A 15,593-nucleotide genomic window follows, 5' to 3' on the forward strand; every position below is an offset into this window, starting at 1 on the left:
GGGGGGGGGGCGGTTTTGGTGGTGGTGTGGGTCGCGGGCGTACCTGCGTGGTTTGTTGGGGGGGGGCGCGGGGGGGCGTCCCCCCCCCGGCCCACCCCCCCGCCCCGGGCGGGTGGAAAGGTGGCGGTACTCAGACCTTCAGCAGGTCAAAGGCGACGAGCTTGAGATCGCCGGTGGCGCCGGTCAGCACGCGGTTGGCGCGCACGAGGTCGTCCTTGGCGGGCTGGTAGTGGTCCAGGTACTCGGTGATGGCCTGGTATCCGGCCCACCGGCTGCCCTTGATGGCCTTCTGCGTATCGGCCTCGGTGATCAGGTACTTCAACGTGCCGAGCCGCTGCTTGGCGTTGCGCTTGGTGGTCTCCGACGCGTTGTCCTTGACCGGGAACACCTGTCCGACGACCTTCTCGAACTCGCGCATGGTCAGCGTCGTGTTCAGCATCCGCTCGGCGGCCTGCTCGAAGGTGTCCATGTACTTCCACATCAGCCCGAGCGCCTCCCGGGCCTGGCTGATCTGGGAGCCGACGTTGCTGGTGTGCCGGAAGGTGTAGTGCCCGACCGCTGACGCGAACGCGGCTCGCTGGGTATTGGCGCACACGACCCGGATCGGGCTGGCGTCCACCCGCAGCGCGGCGGTCCCGTCATGCGACGTGGTGCCGATCAGATATAGGTCCATCCGGTCGACTCCGGCGATGGTCATTGCGTCCGGCAGCTTCATCGTGACGAACACGCTTTTGCCGCGGCGTAGGCTGCCGGCGGTTTCGAAGTGGGCGCCGCCGACCTGGTCCACGAGCTGGTCTAGCATTTCGGCGCACTGCTCGTTCTGGACCACGGTGTAGTCGGTGCCGACGATGCCCAGATACTCCGTGGCCCCGGTGACCGGGTTGCGGCGCACGGTCATCCGCCTGTCGTCGGCGGGGATCTGCACCTCGACGCCGTTGACGATGTCGATGCCGACCGTAGGGATGGTCCGTACGCCCCAGTCGCCGAGCTTGGCGGCGGCCATGATCTCTTCGGCCTTCATGGTCTTCTGGGTGACGGTGCCGAGCCGGTGCCAGGCCGACAGGCGGGCGCTGGCGAACGCGGTGCTGCCGTCGGCGAATTGCTCGAGTTCGTGTGGCACAGGGTTCTCCTTCTTTCGTAAACGGGTGCGGGGCCGGGCGCATGTGCGCTCGGCCCCGCGAGGATGGGAATCGGTCAGGACTGCTGGGTGTCGCTGGTCTCCTGGTCGTTGTCGGTCTGCTCGGCCTGGTCGTCGCCTGCGTCGTCGGTGTCGCCGGTGTCGGTGTGCTCGGTTTCCGTCTTGTCCTCGGCGGTGTCGTCGTTGACGACGGGTTTCGGGAAGACGAAGGTCAGCGGCGCTTCGGAGACCAGCAGGATGTTGCCCGCGGCGGCGGCCTTGGTGCAGTTGTTGCGCACGGCGCCGGAGCTGACGTTGCGACCGCCCAGCTTCGCGCTGATCGCGGTGGCGATCTCCTGCGGAGTCATCGGCCGGCCGGGGCGGGCGACCAGTTCGGCGACGGTCAGCTTCTCCAACTCGCCGCGCTGGAAAGGCTGGTTGCCGTCGGTGTTGGCGGTCGCGTCGTTGCGGTGCCCCAGGGTGCTCGGGGTGTTGTTCAGCGTGCGCGGTGCCAGCCGGGTCGGCAGTTTCACGGCGTGGACCTCGTCGTCCGGGCCGAGGATGTGCAGGGTTCCGTCGGTGCGGATCAGGCTTTGCACCGCGGCGACGGCGGTCGGGGTGCTCGTGACACCGCGGATCACTTGGAAGCACAGGGCGCAGCGCGGCGGCTCCGGGTTCGGATCGACCTCGCTGGCCTTGGTCGGTCCGGCGATCCACCGCCCAGGCTGGCCGGTCTTGGGCGGCAGGCGGCGGGCAGCATCGGCCTGCTGCATCGCGTCGAGCAGCCGGACGGTGGTGGGGTGACTGATGCCACTCTCGGCGACGATCATGTCGACGGTCGCGCCGTCGTCGCCGAATTCGGCCAGGACACCCTTGATGGCCATGACCTTGCGGTCGCCAGGGCGGGGCGGCGCGACGACCGCACGCGGTTCGCCCCTGGCCGGGGCGTCCGTGTCCTCCTCCTCGTCGTCCTGGTCCTCGGCCTCATCAGCGTCGTCCTCGTCGGTGTGGCCGTCGCCGTCGGGCGTGTCCTGCTTACCGGTGGCCTCGTCGCCGGGATCACCGGTTCCCGGGGACGGGGTGTCGTCGCCGGTCGGCGAAATCTCGTCGCTGGCTGCCTCGTCGGCCGGGTCGGAATCCGGCTCGTCTGACGTCTCGTCCGGGCCGGCGGTGTTCTCGTCGGCGATGTCGGCCGCGTCCAGCGCGGCGGCGGTGTCGTCCGACAGGGTCCAGCGGGCGGGTGTGCCCTCGGCCGCGTCGCCGCCGAGGTCGATCTCGACGATCAGACCGGCGTCGGCCAGGGTCCGGATGGCCTTGTCGGTGGTGGACCGGGCCTTGCCCGATTTCTCGGCCAGCTCGTGGACGTTGCCCTGGCCGAGTTCGGCCAGCGCGGTGAGGACGGCCTGTGTGGCAGGCGTCAGGGACTGCAATTGCATGGGGTTTCCCTCCTCGGGAATAAGGGGTGACGCCCCGGCACCGGACGGCGCTGGGGATGGTTCTCGACGGCACGTGCGACCAACGGGTGGCCACACGCGAATCGAGGGGTGAACGCCCGGCGTGAATGGGCCGGGGTGATCAGCGGCGGGAGATCCGGCGTTCGCCGGACGCGCGCAGGTGGTAGAGGCGGTCCTCGACGCGGTCGCGGTAGATTCCGGCGATGCCGTGGGCCAGGCGAACGGGGCCGGGGAACTCTGCGGGGTCGAGTTCGACGTCGGCCGTGTTGATCTGAGCCCGTACGGCTCGTCCGGCGATCTTCTGCTTGCGCAGGTAGTCGTGGTGCGGCAGGACGATCAGGACGGTGTCGCCGGGGTTGACGTAGCGTCGCCGGACCGGCTGCACCGGGTTCGTCGCGACGTGTCCGGTGCGGTCGGGATCGGTGATGAGCCGGTCGAGGTGAATGCGCGCACCGTGGTAGTCGCTGACGTGGCCGCTGATCTCGTCGAGCCTGCCGGCCAGCACCGTGGGCGAACTGTTCAGGTCGTCGCCGTTGATGAGCAGAGTCCGCAACTCGTCCACCGCCGTGAGCAGCACCTCGCGGGCGAGGCGAAGCTGATCGGCGGATGCCGGGAACGCTGCGGCGGCCGGGACGGGATCGGCGGCGTGCTGGTCGAGGGTCCGCCCGGTGGTCCGGACAATCCACCTCTCCACCAGGTCGAGGTACATCACGGGTCTCCTTTCACATGGGTCGGGCACGCCGAAGACCGGCCGCAGTTGCGTTGCGGCCGGTCTTCGAGGTGTGGTGGAGGGGGTGTGTCAGGCGATGGCGACGGCGCACAGGCGTGCGCGGTTGTGCAGGGTGCGCAGGTACATGCACGCCTCGTTGAGGAACCGGAGCCGGTCGGCTGCGGTGGTGGTGGCGGGCCGCATGATGCGTCCGTCGGTGGTGATCAGCGCGTCGCCGACGAGTGCGGCTCGCCAGTAGAGGCCCGCGTAGGTGGCCTCGCCGGCCTGGTAGAGCGACAACTCGTACGGGTCGAAGACGTGGCCGCCGTTGAAGGCGAGCATCGCCAGGACGCGGGGCTGCTGCTCGAAGCGGCGACGGGCCTCGGCCAGGCTGACCTTGGCCGGTTCGGCGTGGTGCTGGGCGAGGAAGTCCTCCCAGAGCCGGGCGGGCTTCGTGGTGGCGTTGATGTGGTAGTTCCAGGCTCGCCAGCGGGCGACGGCTTCGTTCGCGGCGATCATGGACATGCCGGACAGATCGAGTCGGCTCTTACGGCCTCCGGCGGCGAGGGTGATGGCGCCGAACTTGCGGGCGGCGTCGAGCAGGTAGTAGCCGAGGAATCGGGTCAGCCAGCCGATGAACTTGCGGTGCCGCACGCGGAACCGGCGGGCGGGGGTGCCGTTGGCGTTCATGAGGTCGTTGACCTTCTCACTGGCGGCGAACCAGTCGGCGTCCTCGCCGGGGTTGAAGCAGACGGTGACGATCTGGTCGGTCAGCGGGGCGGATGTGGGCATGGCGGTGCTCCCTTCGCGAAGCGGGTTGGGGGTGGTGATGCGCGGTGGTGCCACCGGATCGCGGCGTCTGGACCGGCGGGAAGCTGCCGAAAGGAATGCGCGGGGCGCAGATCACGAGCCGACCGGAGAAGGTGGGCTATGGGTGAGCTGGGCCGGGCACGGGCAGTCCCGCGAGGCGGGTCGAGACGGGCGGCGGTGCGAACAAAAGAGATAAGAGAAGAAGCTGCACCGTAGCTTCGTGATCTGACAGCGCCGCCGCTGTCAGGATTCGCGATCATGCCCGTGACCTGGGCTGACAGGTCGAGCCGTGCAGCTGTCAGCGGCTGTCAGGCGCGGAAGACGCCGCCTGCGAGGTTCGGGTTGCCCGCTATGGGCTGGCCGTGGTCGCTGGGCAGCTCGGCCAGGGAGACCCGGCTGGTGGAGCCGCGCGGGAGCCAGACGCGGGCGGCGGGATCGGCGGCGTGGGTGGCGGTGGCGACCGGGACGCCGGTGTGCTGGCCGGGTAGAAGCCGGTGCAGGTGTTCTTCGCGTTGCTCGCTGCCGAGCCAGAACAGCACCGGGTATCGGGTGCCGCCGCTGTCGCGGATGAACGTCGCGTACTTGTCGAGTTTCGCCACGACCCGGCTACCGAGGGCTTCGCTGCCGGTGTCGGCCTCCAGGAAGAAGCCGACTGTGACGGCGCCGGCGGTCCAGAGGCCGTGCCCGTCGGCGGTGATGGTCCGGAACTGCTTGTGGGTGACCTGCTCGGACCACCACCGGTCGAGGCGGGCTTCGTCGTGCCGGCGGGCATGCTCGATCAGACGCACGAAGAACTCGTTGGTCAGCACGAGGTGGGTCAGGTGCGGGTTGGCCGACAGCCGTTGCACGGTCTGGTTGCTTGATCGGGTGGTGGGCTCGGGCCGTTGGTGGGCGGCGGCTTGGAAGCGTTGTCCGTTGTGGCCGAGCGTCCAGTGCCATGGCTGGCTGCCGCCGCCGTCGCGGGGGAACCGGAACCGTTCGATCAGGCCGAGGGCGGCCAGCTCGTTGAGCCGGATCTGGCAGGTTCGCCGCGCGGTGAACAGCATGCGGTGGATCTGGCCGGTGGTCAGGACCTGGTGGCCGTCGAGGAGCTGGAGCAGGAGCCGGTCACGGCTGGTGATGTGGGGATAGATGGCCAGCAGGCTGGCCGTACGAGAGAGCGGCATAGACGTCACCCCGGTGGGAGAAGGACACCCTGTAGGGAGTCTGGACGTGTGGATCTTGGATTCCGGATGGCCGTCAGGTCTGTTTGCCCAGCTCAGGAACCTGACAGGCGACGGGTAGGGGGCTCGTCTGGGGCCTCGTGTCGCAGACACCCCCAGACGAGCCCCCGATGCCGCACCCGGACGAGCCCCCGGACGCAGCCGGTGGTCAGCGGTCCCGGTCGGTCATACGCCGCTTCATGACCGTGCGCGCCAGCTGCTGCATCGGCGGCTCCTCCCCGGCGGGCGTGTTCGCGGCGGCGCACGCTTGCCGGATCGCCGTCGGTTCCCCGTCGGGTTCCGGCGGCGGGTTGGTGACGAAGGTGAATGCCGGGAGTTCCCGGTTGTCCACCAGCACCCGGGCCACGGCGGTGAACACGTCGAGGTGGGCGAGGTCGTGCTCGTCCACCTCGGGTTTGGTGTGCCGCGACAGTTCCCGCGCGTCGGCCGGGTCGACGTTGAAGATCGCCTTGGTGCGGGCGTTCGCGCTGATCGCCGCGGCGACGTCCTTCGGCAGCTGAGCGAGGTCCTGGTGGGCCATCACCAGGCCCAGCCGGTACCCGCGCGCCTCGGCCAGCATGTCCCCGACCGAACCCGGCAGGGTGAGGAAATTCTGCACCTCGTCCACGTACAGCGTGGCGTCCTTGCGCTGGTCCTCACCGATCGCGGCGCGGGCGATGGCGGCCTGCCACACCCGGGCGACGATCAGCGAGCCGAGGATCCGGCTGGTCTCCTCACCGAGTTGGCCTTTCGGCAGCCGGCACAGCAGCACCCCACCGTCGAGAACACGGCCCATGTCGAACGACGAGTGGGCGTTGCCGATCACGTTCTTGACGAAATCCCGCAGTAGGAACGCTCTGAGCCTCGCGAGGACCGGTGCGATGACCTGCCCGCGGAACTGCTCGTTGATGCCGTCGTACCAGAGCCAGAACCCGCCGAGCCCGTCCGGGTCGTCGAGGCCCTGGGTGAACCGGCCGCGGAATTGCCGGTCCTGCAGCAGCGACGGCACCAGACTCAACGTGGGTTTGGCGTGCCGCATCAGAGTCAAACAGGCGACGCGCATCGTGTCGTCCATCCGCGGCCCCCACTGCCCTTGGAAAATCTTCGCGAAGATCCCCACCAGGTTGTCCACCGCCAGATGCGGATCGCCCTGGTCATCGAGGGGGTTGAAGCACGCCGGGTTCTCCTGGTCCGGGTCGATGATGTGGATGCGGTCGGCGTAGGAGGCCGGGAGCCGGTCGAGGACGTCGTTGATCAGATCCCCACGTGGGTCGATGACCACGGTCCCGCGCCCGGCCTTGATGTCGCCGAGGATCAGATTCAGCAGCAAGGTCGACTTGCCGACGCCGGTCTTGCCGACGATGTGCATGTGCTGCCGCGAGTCGACCACCTTGAGCCCGACCTTATGGTTGCCGACCTGCGAGCGACCCAGCATCTTCACACCCCGGCCACCACTCGGGACCTGCACCGGCGCCGGCACCGCCTTGGCCCGAGCCCGATCCAATCCGGGCACCGCCAAGTCCTGCGGCAGCGCGGCGATTCCCGCGAGCTCCGGCACAGTGGCCAGGAACCCGCGCCTCAGGCGCCGCCCGGAGAGGGTGGCGACCGGGTGCGGCATCTTCATCCGGCGCAGCCGGTTCGGGCCGGTGTACGCCGCTGCGGCCGACGCGATCGTGTGCCCGAGCCCGATCAGCCGCCGCCGGACCTCTTCGGCCCGTTGCGGCGTGGGCGGCGTCCTGTCCGCCTGCGCGGCGACCGCGAACCTGATCGCGATCTCGAAGTGCGGCACCCGCACCGCCTTCTCCACTACGGTGCGCGCCTCAGCCCCGGCGACCGGATCCCTGACCTCCGGTCGGGAGACCGTGCGGGCGGTGGTGGTAGTCCGGGAGGGGCCGGGAAGGAATACCTCGAGCAACCACAACAGCGGTTCGATCGCCAGCCGGGCCGCACCTGCGGCGACGCGGGTCGCCGGGTCGGGCCGCCCATGCGGATCGCTGGTGGAGGTGGACGCCGACCGGCGGGCCGCCCGCACGCGCCGTGCGGACGCGGGCCGGGCGAGGACCTGAACGCACGCGTACTCGCGGTGCCAGACCTCGGCCCCGGCCGACAGCAGCGCCCGCAACGGGTCCGCGTCGTGCTCGACGCGCAGCGGCAGGACGTCGGCGTGCTGCGGCCAGTGCGCCCCGCCCGCCTGCTCACCCACCTTCGCCGGGATCGGCGCGCCCGCGTCGGCGACGGTCAGGGTCGCGGCGGGCCAGGCCGCGCGGACGGCGGCTTCGACCGCGCCGGGCGGGACGGTGCCGGGCACCCACACCCGGATGGCCAGGGCGCGGCCGGTCCAGATGTATTCCCAGCCGACGTGCGGGTAGCCGTAGATCCGGCGTCGCCACACCGAGGGCGTGAGCACGCCCATCAGGGTGGTCCAGAACGCGGCGGCGGCCTCAGCGGTGACCTCCGGCGGCGCGGCGATCGTCACCCAGCGCGCGCCGGTGACGAACCGGCGGTGCCGCCAGTTGAGCACCTGGTCGTGACCGAACACGGCAGCCACGACCAGCGCGGCGGCGATAAGGCCGAGCCACGGCCGGGCGACTACCCAGTGGCCGAGGTCGGCGGGCCAGGTCGGTGCGGTGGTCATGCGCCCACCTCCCCGATCCCCGTCACAGCGATCTTGTGTTCGGCGGCGGAGCCGACGCTGCGAAACGGAATCCGCGACCGGCCGGCAACCAGAAGGCCCTCTCCGCGTGATGCCGCCAGCAGCATCCGGCCCTCCCCGGCCGTGAGCCCGAATGCGTCGGTGACCGCGTCGATCGACTGGGTGGACTGGCGCATCAGCACCTGGGTCGCGGCGTTGGAGACCACGGCCAGGCCGAGATCGGTTGACAGGACGTCGGCGGCGTCCTGGGTGATCACGCACAGCCCGGCGAGGCGCTTGCGGGCGGCCTTGGACATGCGGAACAAGAACCGTGCGCCTTCGCCGTCGCGCATCAGCAGCCAGGCTTCGTCGACCACGACGAGTTGCCGCCGCCGGCGCGAACCGGTGGCCGGAGCGTCGATGCTCGACCAGATGGAATCCAGCGCGAGCAGCGTGCCGACCGTGCGCAGTTCGTCTGGCAGGTGCCGCAGTGACCAGACCACGAGGTGACCGCCCGGGACGGCGGTGGTGGGGCCGTCGAACAAGCTGGAGAAGTTCCCGACTGTCCACGGCGCGAGCCGGGCGGCGAGCTGCACGGCGGCCGGATCGGTGTCGGTGGCTAGCGTCGCGGCGAGGTCGCGCAGCAGCGGGGCGGGTCTGCTCCAGGTGGCCGGGTCGGCGTTGATCCCGGCCGTCGCGTAGGTGGCGGTGATGGCCCGGTCCAGGGCGGCTCGTTCGGCCGGCGGCGGCGCTGCGCCGAGCATTACCGCGATCAGCGTGTGTAGGTAGAGGCCGCGTCTGGTGAGTGTGTCGGGCCGGTCGTCATCGGGTAGATCGAAGGGGTTGACCCGTACCCCGGGCACACCGAGCTGCACGACCGTGCCGCCGACGTGTTCCGCGAGGGGCGTGTACTCGTCCTCCGGGTCGATGACTGAGACCGTGGTGCCCTGGTAGAGGTTGCGCAGGACTTCGAGTTTGACGAAGTAGCTCTTGCCCGCACCGCTGCGGGCCAGGACCACGCTGTTGTGGTTGTCCTGCGTCCACCGGTTCCACAGCAGGACGCCGTTGCTGGTGGTGTTCAGTCCGTAGAGCACACCGTCCGGGGCGGTGACGGTGCCGGGGGCCGGGGCGGCGAGGTCGGCCGAGGCAAGCGGGAACGCCGCGGCCAGGGCGGTGGTGTCGAGGATGCGCCGCTGCCGTAGCGGGTCCACGCCCATCGGCAGGGTCGAGATCCAGCCCTGCTGGTGGCGGAACGTGGCCGGTTGCAGGTCCAGAAGGACGGACGCGGCGGCCGACTTCACCCCCGCGGTGACAGTGCGCAACTCGTCCAGATCACGGGCATGGATCGTGACGTAGATGCCGGTCTCGAACAGCTTCGCCGCCCCACGGGCGACCCGTTCGGCGAGGTCAGCGGCGTCGGCGGCTGCGGCGTCGGTCATCGGGTCGCCGAGGCCGCCTTTACCAGCGTCCAGACGACGCGACGATTCCAGGCGGGCACGCTGGCGTTTGAGCATCGGCGCGGCCAGCTGCGGCGCGACCGGGCTGATGTGGACCGCGACATCGACCCGGCCCGGGTAGGACAGCAACGGGTCGAGCCAGGCCGGGCCGACCTCGGCCGGGTAGCCGCACACGACGAACGTGGCGGCGTAGCCGTCCCCGACGCGTACGTGTGCCGGGGTGACCGTCAGCGCGGCCGGGGACGGCATGTCCGCCCCGGCCGCGAGGTTCTTGTTCGTCTTCAGCAGGTTCACGACATGCTCCGTACGGTGATCGGGGCGCCGGGCACCGCACGCGGGCCAGGCACCGGAGGGTTGAAGGGATCGACGGCGGCGGCCATGGCCGAGGCGACGGCCGGCCCGTCCAGCGCGGCGGCTTCGACACCGAGGCCGGACAGCGCGCGTACCGCGGCGTCGGCCGCGTGCTCGCCGGTGACCACGGCGAGGACCTGGCGGCGCAGCGGATCCCGCTCGGCGTCCAGATCGAGCAGGAATGCGGCGTAGTCGTCGGCGGCGGACGCCAGTGCCGGGTGCGGCAGGCGCGGCGCGACGTCGGCGGTCGCCTGCGCGTACCCGCTCAGGTCGTGCCGTTGTGCTGCGACGAGTAGTTGCGCCGGGCCGGTCAGCGAGTTGAGGAACCGGCCGAACCCGTCCAGCAGCGCGCCTTGCTCGCCGCCGGTGCGCAGATGGATGTTCGTGGTGCCGCAGGCGATGAGCACCTTCGCGGTGCCTTCGCTGGTGAGCACTCCGGCCGGGCTGATGCTGGTAACCGGGGAGCGCAGCGGCGCCGGGATGCTCGGCTTGCCGGCCACGGCGGCGACCGAGCTGGCTCTCGGCTGGCCGGGGGCGAGAGTGCGCGGGCTGTGCGACATCGTGAAGCCGTGCTTCAGCCACACGTTCAGCGGCAGTCCGTCGCGGCGGCCGATGGCCAGCGCCACAGCGACGGCGAACACGATGATCCCGGCGGCGATCCAGGCCGCAGGCGGCAGGAGCGGGCCGTAGGTGCGGTAGGCGCTGAACCCGGCCAGGGCGGGACCGCCGATGATGGCGAGTTGCCGGAAGGTCAGCCCGAAGGCAATGCGGTCCGGTTCGGAGACGTTCGCCGGTACCACCGCGCGCGGCGTGGTGTCCTCGTTGCTCATCGCCCACCCCGCAGCAGGGGAATACGGCGGGCGACGCCCTGCATGACCACGACCCGCAGCAGGAAGCCGCCGATGTTGGGCGAGCCCTTACGGGTTATGTAGCGGCCTACCAGCGACGGGATCTTGATCGTGAGCCAGAGCATCACGACGACCAGCACCAGGTTGAACGTGTCCGAACCCTTGACTCCCAGGACGATCGGCAGGTTCGAGTCCGGGTTGATCACCATGTCGATGCCGGTGGTGAATGCGACGGCTTGCAGCGCCGGGGTGGCCAGGCAGCCGCCGAGCGAACGCCACCACAGGTCGGCCGCGCCCTGGGTCCACGGGGTGGCGTAGCAGGCCAGCGCCACCGGCGCGATCCCGGCGAGGACCAGCAGCACGCCGACACGCACGAACCAGCTCCCGATGAGCATGGCCATCAGCACGACGATCAGCAGGCCGATGATGGCGATCAGCAGCGCGCTGCCGTCGTCGTCCAACGCCGCGTTGATGCGGGCCTTGACGAAGTCGACGGTCTCCGTGGTCGGTGCCGTGGTGCCGCTCATGGAGGTCGTGAGCGCGTTGGCGATGGTGATGAGCTGTCCGGTCAGTGGCACGGAGAACGCGGAGAGCAAGAAACCGACTACCAGGCGCGGGATCAACTCTTTGATGCCGTAGCGCATCTGGACCGAGTCACCGGTCATGGTCGCGATGCCCACGGCGATGATGGCGAGAACGAAGCAGGAGTCGACGACCAGCGCGCTCTTGTCGGCGATCGACGTGACCTGCGGCAGGACGGTGACGTCCGGGGAGGCGAACAGTGTTGAGGCCAGCAGGGCCAGTAGCCCGCTGAGCAGGTCGACGACCTGCTCAGCGAGCCAGGTGACCAGGCCGTCCATCAGCCAGTCGGTCATGATCGGTCAGCCGCCGAGGATGCTTTGCAGCACATCGAGGACCACCGGGGACAAGACCGCCAGCGCGTAGCCGATCAGCGCGGACTTGAAGTTGCCCTTGGCCTGCTCGACCTGGGCGGGATCGCCTCCGGCGGCCATGTAGCGCAGGCCGCCGATGACCAGGAACATCGTCGCGACGACAGCGATGATGCCCATGATCCAGCCGGTGATGCCGTCGATGACCTGCGGGATGGTCTTGGCCGCCGCTAGCGGCACGTCGGCTGCTGCGGCGAGGGACAGAAGGGTGAGACTGGTGTGCATCGCGAGGCTCCACAGGAGTTCTGCGGGGCCGCCGCGATGGGGACCGGGGCGAAGGTCGTGTGAGGTCCGGTGGGGGCGCTCCTCCTCGCGTGTCGCGAAGGGTTGCGGTGTCAGTGCGCCGCGCCAGCCGTGCCGGACCATCGGAGCTTCGCCGCTGGGGTGGTCCCCACCGGGCGGGCATGCCGTGGATGACATGCACCGCCCAGATCCGTGCTGTCAGGTAGATCGAACTCGTGCCACTCCTGTCACGAGCTGACACGATCGGTCAGGACGGATAGACATCCGGAACGCACGGGAAGGCGCGCTTATGGACGACGTGACCCCCAGGCAGAGATCGCTTGAGCGGTGGATGCGGACACCGCCGTTGACGCGGTACTCGCCCGAGGCTCGGGTGGCGGTGTTCATCGACTTCGAGAACCTGGTCTGCGGCGCAGGCAAGGGCCTCCCCGGACAGAGCGAGCCGATCCCCGCGAAGGCGCTGACCCACCTGTGCCGCGGGTTCTACGGCAACGCCTCGATCCGCAAGGCGTACGCCGACTGGGCCAACACCGGCTTCGGCCGCTACCAGCCCGCATTGGCCAACAACGGCGTCGACCTTGTCCAAATCGCCCACCACGGCATCGCCGGGAAGAACGCCGCAGACATTCGCATGGCCGTTGACGCGATGGAAGTCCTCATCAGCCACCCTGATGTGGACGTGTTCATCCTGGTCACCGGAGACAGCGACTACTCGCCACTGGTTCACCGGCTGCGCGAGTTCGGCAAACACGTCGTCGGTGTCGGCACGCAAGCCACCGCCAGCCAGCGGCTGGTGTCGGTGTGCTCGGAGTACAAGTTCTGGGGCACGGTCGTCGCCGAGGTAGAACCGGCCGCCAGGCCCGCTGTGACCGCCGTCTTCGACATCTCGGCGGCCGAAGCCCTGCTGGTGCGCGCCTTCGAGCAGATCCCCACCGACACTCCCACCGCCGGCACCGTCAAGAACAAGATGCTCGTGCTGGACCCGTCGTTCGACCAGGCCAACTACGGCTGCCGTACCTTCCGCGACTTTCTCAACCGCCTGCCGCACCGGGTTGCCACCGCAGGGCATTCCGGTAACGACATCACCGTGCGCCTGATCGCCGCACCATCGTGAGCGGCCCGGTGATGACGGTCGGCTGAAATGGATCGAGGCCGCACCGAGCGGATGCTCGGTGCGGCCTCGATTGGCTGATGTCAGCAGCGCCTCATGCTGCCGTCGTGCTGGTGCTGCGGTCGCTCGGCGCGAAGGGGCCGGACAGGTCGCCGCTCCTGACCGCGGCCGCGACTACTCGTTCGGCGCGGCGGCGCCGCATCCGCAGCGCCGGGGCCGTGGTGCCTTGTTCGGCGGCGAGTTGTTCGATCAGCGCGTCGCCGAAGCGGGTGGCGCTGATCAGCTCGGCGGCTTCGTCGGTGATCAGGCCGGCGGCGGCGGCCCGGCCGAGCAACAGGTCCGGGTGGCCGTAGGGCATGCGCGGGGTACGGGAGCCGGTGGACAGATCCAGCGGTAGTTCCTCACTGTCCTGGTCCTTGATCACGGTGGCCCCGGCGCGCCAAGCCGTCCAGCACATCCGCAGCCACAGTCGCGGCTTGTCGAGATCCGTGGTGCGCAGCGCCTCCAGGAAACCAGCCAGGACCTCGGAGTCGACGTCGTCGGCGAGCCGGGGCCGCCCGGTGCTGATCTTCGCCGCGAGGTGGGTCAGGGCGGGCAGCGCGACCCCGATCGCGCCGACGACCCAGGCCGGTCCCCATTCACGGGCGTGGCGGGCGAGTTGCCGCCACAGGATGTCGGTGGTGTCGCTGTCATACCGCTCGTACACCAGCAGGGTGCGCAGCCGGTCCAGCGGCATCGTCGTGTCCGGTAGGCCCGGCACCGGCCGGGCGTCGAACACCAGCGGAGCCGGTTCACAAGTCAGCAACTCGAACGCCTTCTCCGCGCTGGTCAACGCGGTGTCGGCCGTTTTCGTGCGGGTCGTCGCCATGATCGGTGTCTCCTCGGTCGGGAGCGCGTCGCCCGGTGCGAACGCTCCGAGGCACCGATTGGGACAGCCCGGCCTGACACCGGAAGCGATTGTCAGATCGAGACAGGTCGTGACCGTTCCGGACAGATTCGCCGCCCGCCGAGCGGCTGTCGGGTCGTCGGGGTGACCGGTCCTGACAGGACGAGGCCGAGTTCGATCAGCCTGACAACCGGGATCTGTGCATCGTCAGTGCGCCCGCCGGTCCGGGGGCCACCCAAGCCCATGACCGAGAGAAAACACCAGCAGGCACCGGTTCCCGTCGGGGACATGGTGTCCGGCGACCCGCCCGTACCGATCACCGTGTGGCCGGTTCCCGCCCCCATGCAGGGCGAGACCATGTCCAACGCGATGGGCGTGCGGCTCGTCCACAACCTCACCCACCCGACCGACCTGATCACCGACCTCACCGCCGGGCCGCAGCTGGCCCGCGCGATCATCGCCGCCCGGCGCCGCAGCCACCTTCAGAACAACCGAACGGTCAGCTGGGACTGGCACACCGCGACCCTGATCGTCACCGGCTGGCCCCCGAGCGAGCCCACCACATCGGGCGAGTTCTTCGACCGGTGCCGTACCAGTCTGCTGCCGGGCGGCTGCGTAGCCGTCCTGCTGCCGCACGGCGACGTCGTCCTCCCCGTCGACGTCATCACCGCGGCCAAGAAGGCCGGGCTCGCGTACCTGCAGCACGTCGTGGCGGCCGACCGGCCTCCCCGACGGGGTCAGCAGACCCAACTCGACATCCACACCGACGTGCTGATCATGACCCGCAGCGCGGCGGAGAACGGAGGCAGCGATGGCTGACGACACTCTCCCGGTCACCTCGGTCTGGCTGACCTGCCAGCAACCGGCACGTGACCAGCGCCGGGGCCGCTACGTTCCGGCCACCTCGACCCACCCGGGCAAGATGCTGCCGCACCTGGCCGCCCAGGCGATCAGCTCATTCACCGCGCCCGGTGATCTCGTGTTCGACCCGATGGCAGGGTCCGGCACCACCCTGGTCGAGGCCATGCATCTGGGCCGGGACGCGATCGGCATCGACATCGAGCCCCGCTTCACTGCGATGGCCGAGCAGAACATCACTCTGGCCGCGTCGCAGGGCGCCGCCGGCACCGCGAAGGTCATCACCGGGGACGCCACCGGACTGCTCGATCTGGTCCCCGCGTCTGCGGTCGGTCAGGTGGGACTCGTGCTCACCTCACCGCCGTACGGGCGCGGGACTCACGGCCTCGTACGGGCGGACAGTACCGGGGTACGCAAGCGGGACCATCTGTACGGGGACCGGGAACGCGGGAACCTCGCCTACGCGGGATGGTCCCGCTTACTCGACGGGTTCGCCACCATCCTGGCCGCCTCGTATCAACTCCTGCGTCCCGGCGGGACCGTGGTGATCACCTGCCGCCCGGTACGCCGCCAGCGGGACGACCTGATCGACCTGCCCGGCGAACTACTCGCCGTCGCCCGGTCGGTCGGCCTGGTCCCGGTGCAGCGGTGCGCGGCGATGCTCGCCGCCGTCCGCGACGGCCAGATCGTGCACCGCGCCTCCATGTTCGGGCTCATGGCCGTACGCCGCGCCCGCGCCGAAGGCGTCCCCGTCCACCTCATCGCGCACGAGGACGTCCTGGTCCTGCGCCGCTGCTAGAGATCCTGAAGTTCCGTAGCAACCCAAGGGGTTCGTCCGGCCAATCCCGGAGTTCTTGCAGTTTAGGCTCTGTTTCTCGGAGCAAGCCTTGTCATCGTTGACCGGCCTGACACGGCTTCGGGGCGGGCGTTCGGGAATGCATCGCCATCATCCGGGGTCGTCGGGC

The 15,593-nt window shown here is 69.8% G+C and carries 14 protein-coding genes; 3 read left to right on the forward strand and 11 right to left on the reverse strand.

Features of this window, described 5'->3' with window-relative positions:
- Nucleotides 1-130: 130 nt before the first annotated feature.
- The 10 genes from AB0K03_RS33955 to AB0K03_RS34000 form a co-directional block, all read right to left on the reverse strand.
- Nucleotides 131-1,120 carry a DUF932 domain-containing protein gene (locus AB0K03_RS33955; protein WP_364693696.1) on the reverse strand — a complete coding sequence of 330 codons (990 nt, stop codon included), beginning with the start codon at nt 1,118-1,120 and terminating at the stop codon, nt 131-133.
- Nucleotides 1,121-1,194: 74 nt separating this feature from the next.
- Nucleotides 1,195-2,553, reverse strand: coding sequence for a helix-turn-helix domain-containing protein (locus tag AB0K03_RS33960; RefSeq protein ID WP_364693699.1), 1,359 nt, complete (start codon nt 2,551-2,553; stop codon nt 1,195-1,197).
- 139 nt (nt 2,554-2,692) lie between these two features.
- The gene (locus AB0K03_RS33965) at nt 2,693-3,280 is read right to left on the reverse strand and encodes a hypothetical protein (protein WP_364693702.1); all 588 of its coding nucleotides are present in this window, start codon (nt 3,278-3,280) and stop codon (nt 2,693-2,695) included.
- Nucleotides 3,281-3,370: 90 nt separating this feature from the next.
- Nucleotides 3,371-4,072, reverse strand: coding sequence for a hypothetical protein (locus AB0K03_RS33970; RefSeq protein ID WP_364693704.1), 702 nt, complete (start codon nt 4,070-4,072; stop codon nt 3,371-3,373).
- A 326-nt stretch (nt 4,073-4,398) separates the two neighbouring features.
- A complete protein-coding gene (locus tag AB0K03_RS33975) occupies nt 4,399-5,256 on the reverse strand; it encodes a replication-relaxation family protein (protein WP_364693707.1) in 858 nt (285 codons plus the stop codon).
- 205 nt (nt 5,257-5,461) lie between these two features.
- Nucleotides 5,462-7,927 carry a type IV secretion system DNA-binding domain-containing protein gene (locus AB0K03_RS33980; protein WP_364693710.1) on the reverse strand — a complete coding sequence of 822 codons (2,466 nt, stop codon included), beginning with the start codon at nt 7,925-7,927 and terminating at the stop codon, nt 5,462-5,464.
- Nucleotides 7,924-9,630 (reverse strand): helicase HerA domain-containing protein, encoded by a 1,707-nt coding sequence (locus AB0K03_RS33985; RefSeq protein WP_364693905.1) that lies wholly within the window; start codon nt 9,628-9,630, stop codon nt 7,924-7,926. Before AB0K03_RS33985 ends, AB0K03_RS33980 begins: the two co-directional genes overlap by 4 nt.
- 41 nt (nt 9,631-9,671) lie before the next feature.
- Complete coding sequence (locus AB0K03_RS33990; protein ID WP_364693713.1) at nt 9,672-10,562, reverse strand: PrgI family protein; 891 nt, start codon at nt 10,560-10,562, stop codon at nt 9,672-9,674.
- Nucleotides 10,559-11,455 carry a hypothetical protein gene (locus AB0K03_RS33995; RefSeq protein WP_364693716.1) on the reverse strand — a complete coding sequence of 299 codons (897 nt, stop codon included), beginning with the start codon at nt 11,453-11,455 and terminating at the stop codon, nt 10,559-10,561. Before AB0K03_RS33995 ends, AB0K03_RS33990 begins: the two co-directional genes overlap by 4 nt.
- Before the next feature lie 6 nt (nt 11,456-11,461).
- Complete coding sequence (locus AB0K03_RS34000; RefSeq protein WP_092544575.1) at nt 11,462-11,755, reverse strand: pilin; 294 nt, start codon at nt 11,753-11,755, stop codon at nt 11,462-11,464.
- Between the two features lie 307 nt (nt 11,756-12,062).
- On the opposite strand from AB0K03_RS34000, the gene AB0K03_RS34005 reads away from it, so the two are divergent.
- Nucleotides 12,063-12,887, forward strand: a complete 825-nt coding sequence (locus AB0K03_RS34005; RefSeq protein WP_364693719.1) for an NYN domain-containing protein — start codon at nt 12,063-12,065, stop codon at nt 12,885-12,887.
- A gap of 91 nt (nt 12,888-12,978) precedes the next feature.
- Here the strand turns inward: AB0K03_RS34005 and AB0K03_RS34010 are convergent, their stop codons facing one another.
- Nucleotides 12,979-13,752, reverse strand: coding sequence for a hypothetical protein (locus AB0K03_RS34010; RefSeq protein WP_364693722.1), 774 nt, complete (start codon nt 13,750-13,752; stop codon nt 12,979-12,981).
- Nucleotides 13,753-14,013: 261 nt separating this feature from the next.
- On the opposite strand from AB0K03_RS34010, the gene AB0K03_RS34015 reads away from it, so the two are divergent.
- Complete coding sequence (locus AB0K03_RS34015; protein ID WP_364693725.1) at nt 14,014-14,589, forward strand: hypothetical protein; 576 nt, start codon at nt 14,014-14,016, stop codon at nt 14,587-14,589.
- Nucleotides 14,582-15,427 (forward strand): DNA methyltransferase, encoded by an 846-nt coding sequence (locus AB0K03_RS34020; protein WP_364693728.1) that lies wholly within the window; start codon nt 14,582-14,584, stop codon nt 15,425-15,427. The genes AB0K03_RS34015 and AB0K03_RS34020 overlap by 8 nt, the downstream gene beginning before the upstream one ends.
- The last annotated feature ends 166 nt before the right edge of the window (nt 15,428-15,593 follow it).

Origin of the sequence: Actinoplanes sp. NPDC049316, assembly GCF_040677315.1 — a bacterium.
In the GTDB taxonomy this organism is placed as follows: domain Bacteria; phylum Actinomycetota; class Actinomycetes; order Mycobacteriales; family Micromonosporaceae; genus Actinoplanes.

Bases quoted from the DNA above. Each gene is read 5' to 3' on its own strand.
- AB0K03_RS33960 (WP_364693699.1), bottom strand. From the start codon at position 2,553: ATGCAATTGCAGTCCCTGACGCCTGCCACACAGGCCGTCCTCACCGCG.
- AB0K03_RS33965 (WP_364693702.1), bottom strand. From the start codon at position 3,280: ATGTACCTCGACCTGGTGGAGAGGTGGATTGTCCGGACCACCGGGCGG.
- AB0K03_RS33970 (WP_364693704.1), bottom strand. From the start codon at position 4,072: ATGCCCACATCCGCCCCGCTGACCGACCAGATCGTCACCGTCTGCTTC.
- AB0K03_RS33975 (WP_364693707.1), bottom strand. From the start codon at position 5,256: ATGCCGCTCTCTCGTACGGCCAGCCTGCTGGCCATCTATCCCCACATC.
- AB0K03_RS33980 (WP_364693710.1), bottom strand. From the start codon at position 7,927: ATGACCACCGCACCGACCTGGCCCGCCGACCTCGGCCACTGGGTAGTC.
- AB0K03_RS33985 (WP_364693905.1), bottom strand. From the start codon at position 9,630: ATGCCGTCCCCGGCCGCGCTGACGGTCACCCCGGCACACGTACGCGTC.
- AB0K03_RS33990 (WP_364693713.1), bottom strand. From the start codon at position 10,562: ATGAGCAACGAGGACACCACGCCGCGCGCGGTGGTACCGGCGAACGTC.
- AB0K03_RS33995 (WP_364693716.1), bottom strand. From the start codon at position 11,455: ATGACCGACTGGCTGATGGACGGCCTGGTCACCTGGCTCGCTGAGCAG.
- AB0K03_RS34000 (WP_092544575.1), bottom strand. From the start codon at position 11,755: ATGCACACCAGTCTCACCCTTCTGTCCCTCGCCGCAGCAGCCGACGTG.
- AB0K03_RS34005 (WP_364693719.1), top strand. From the start codon at position 12,063: ATGGACGACGTGACCCCCAGGCAGAGATCGCTTGAGCGGTGGATGCGG.
- AB0K03_RS34010 (WP_364693722.1), bottom strand. From the start codon at position 13,752: ATGGCGACGACCCGCACGAAAACGGCCGACACCGCGTTGACCAGCGCG.
- AB0K03_RS34015 (WP_364693725.1), top strand. From the start codon at position 14,014: ATGACCGAGAGAAAACACCAGCAGGCACCGGTTCCCGTCGGGGACATG.
- AB0K03_RS34020 (WP_364693728.1), top strand. From the start codon at position 14,582: ATGGCTGACGACACTCTCCCGGTCACCTCGGTCTGGCTGACCTGCCAG.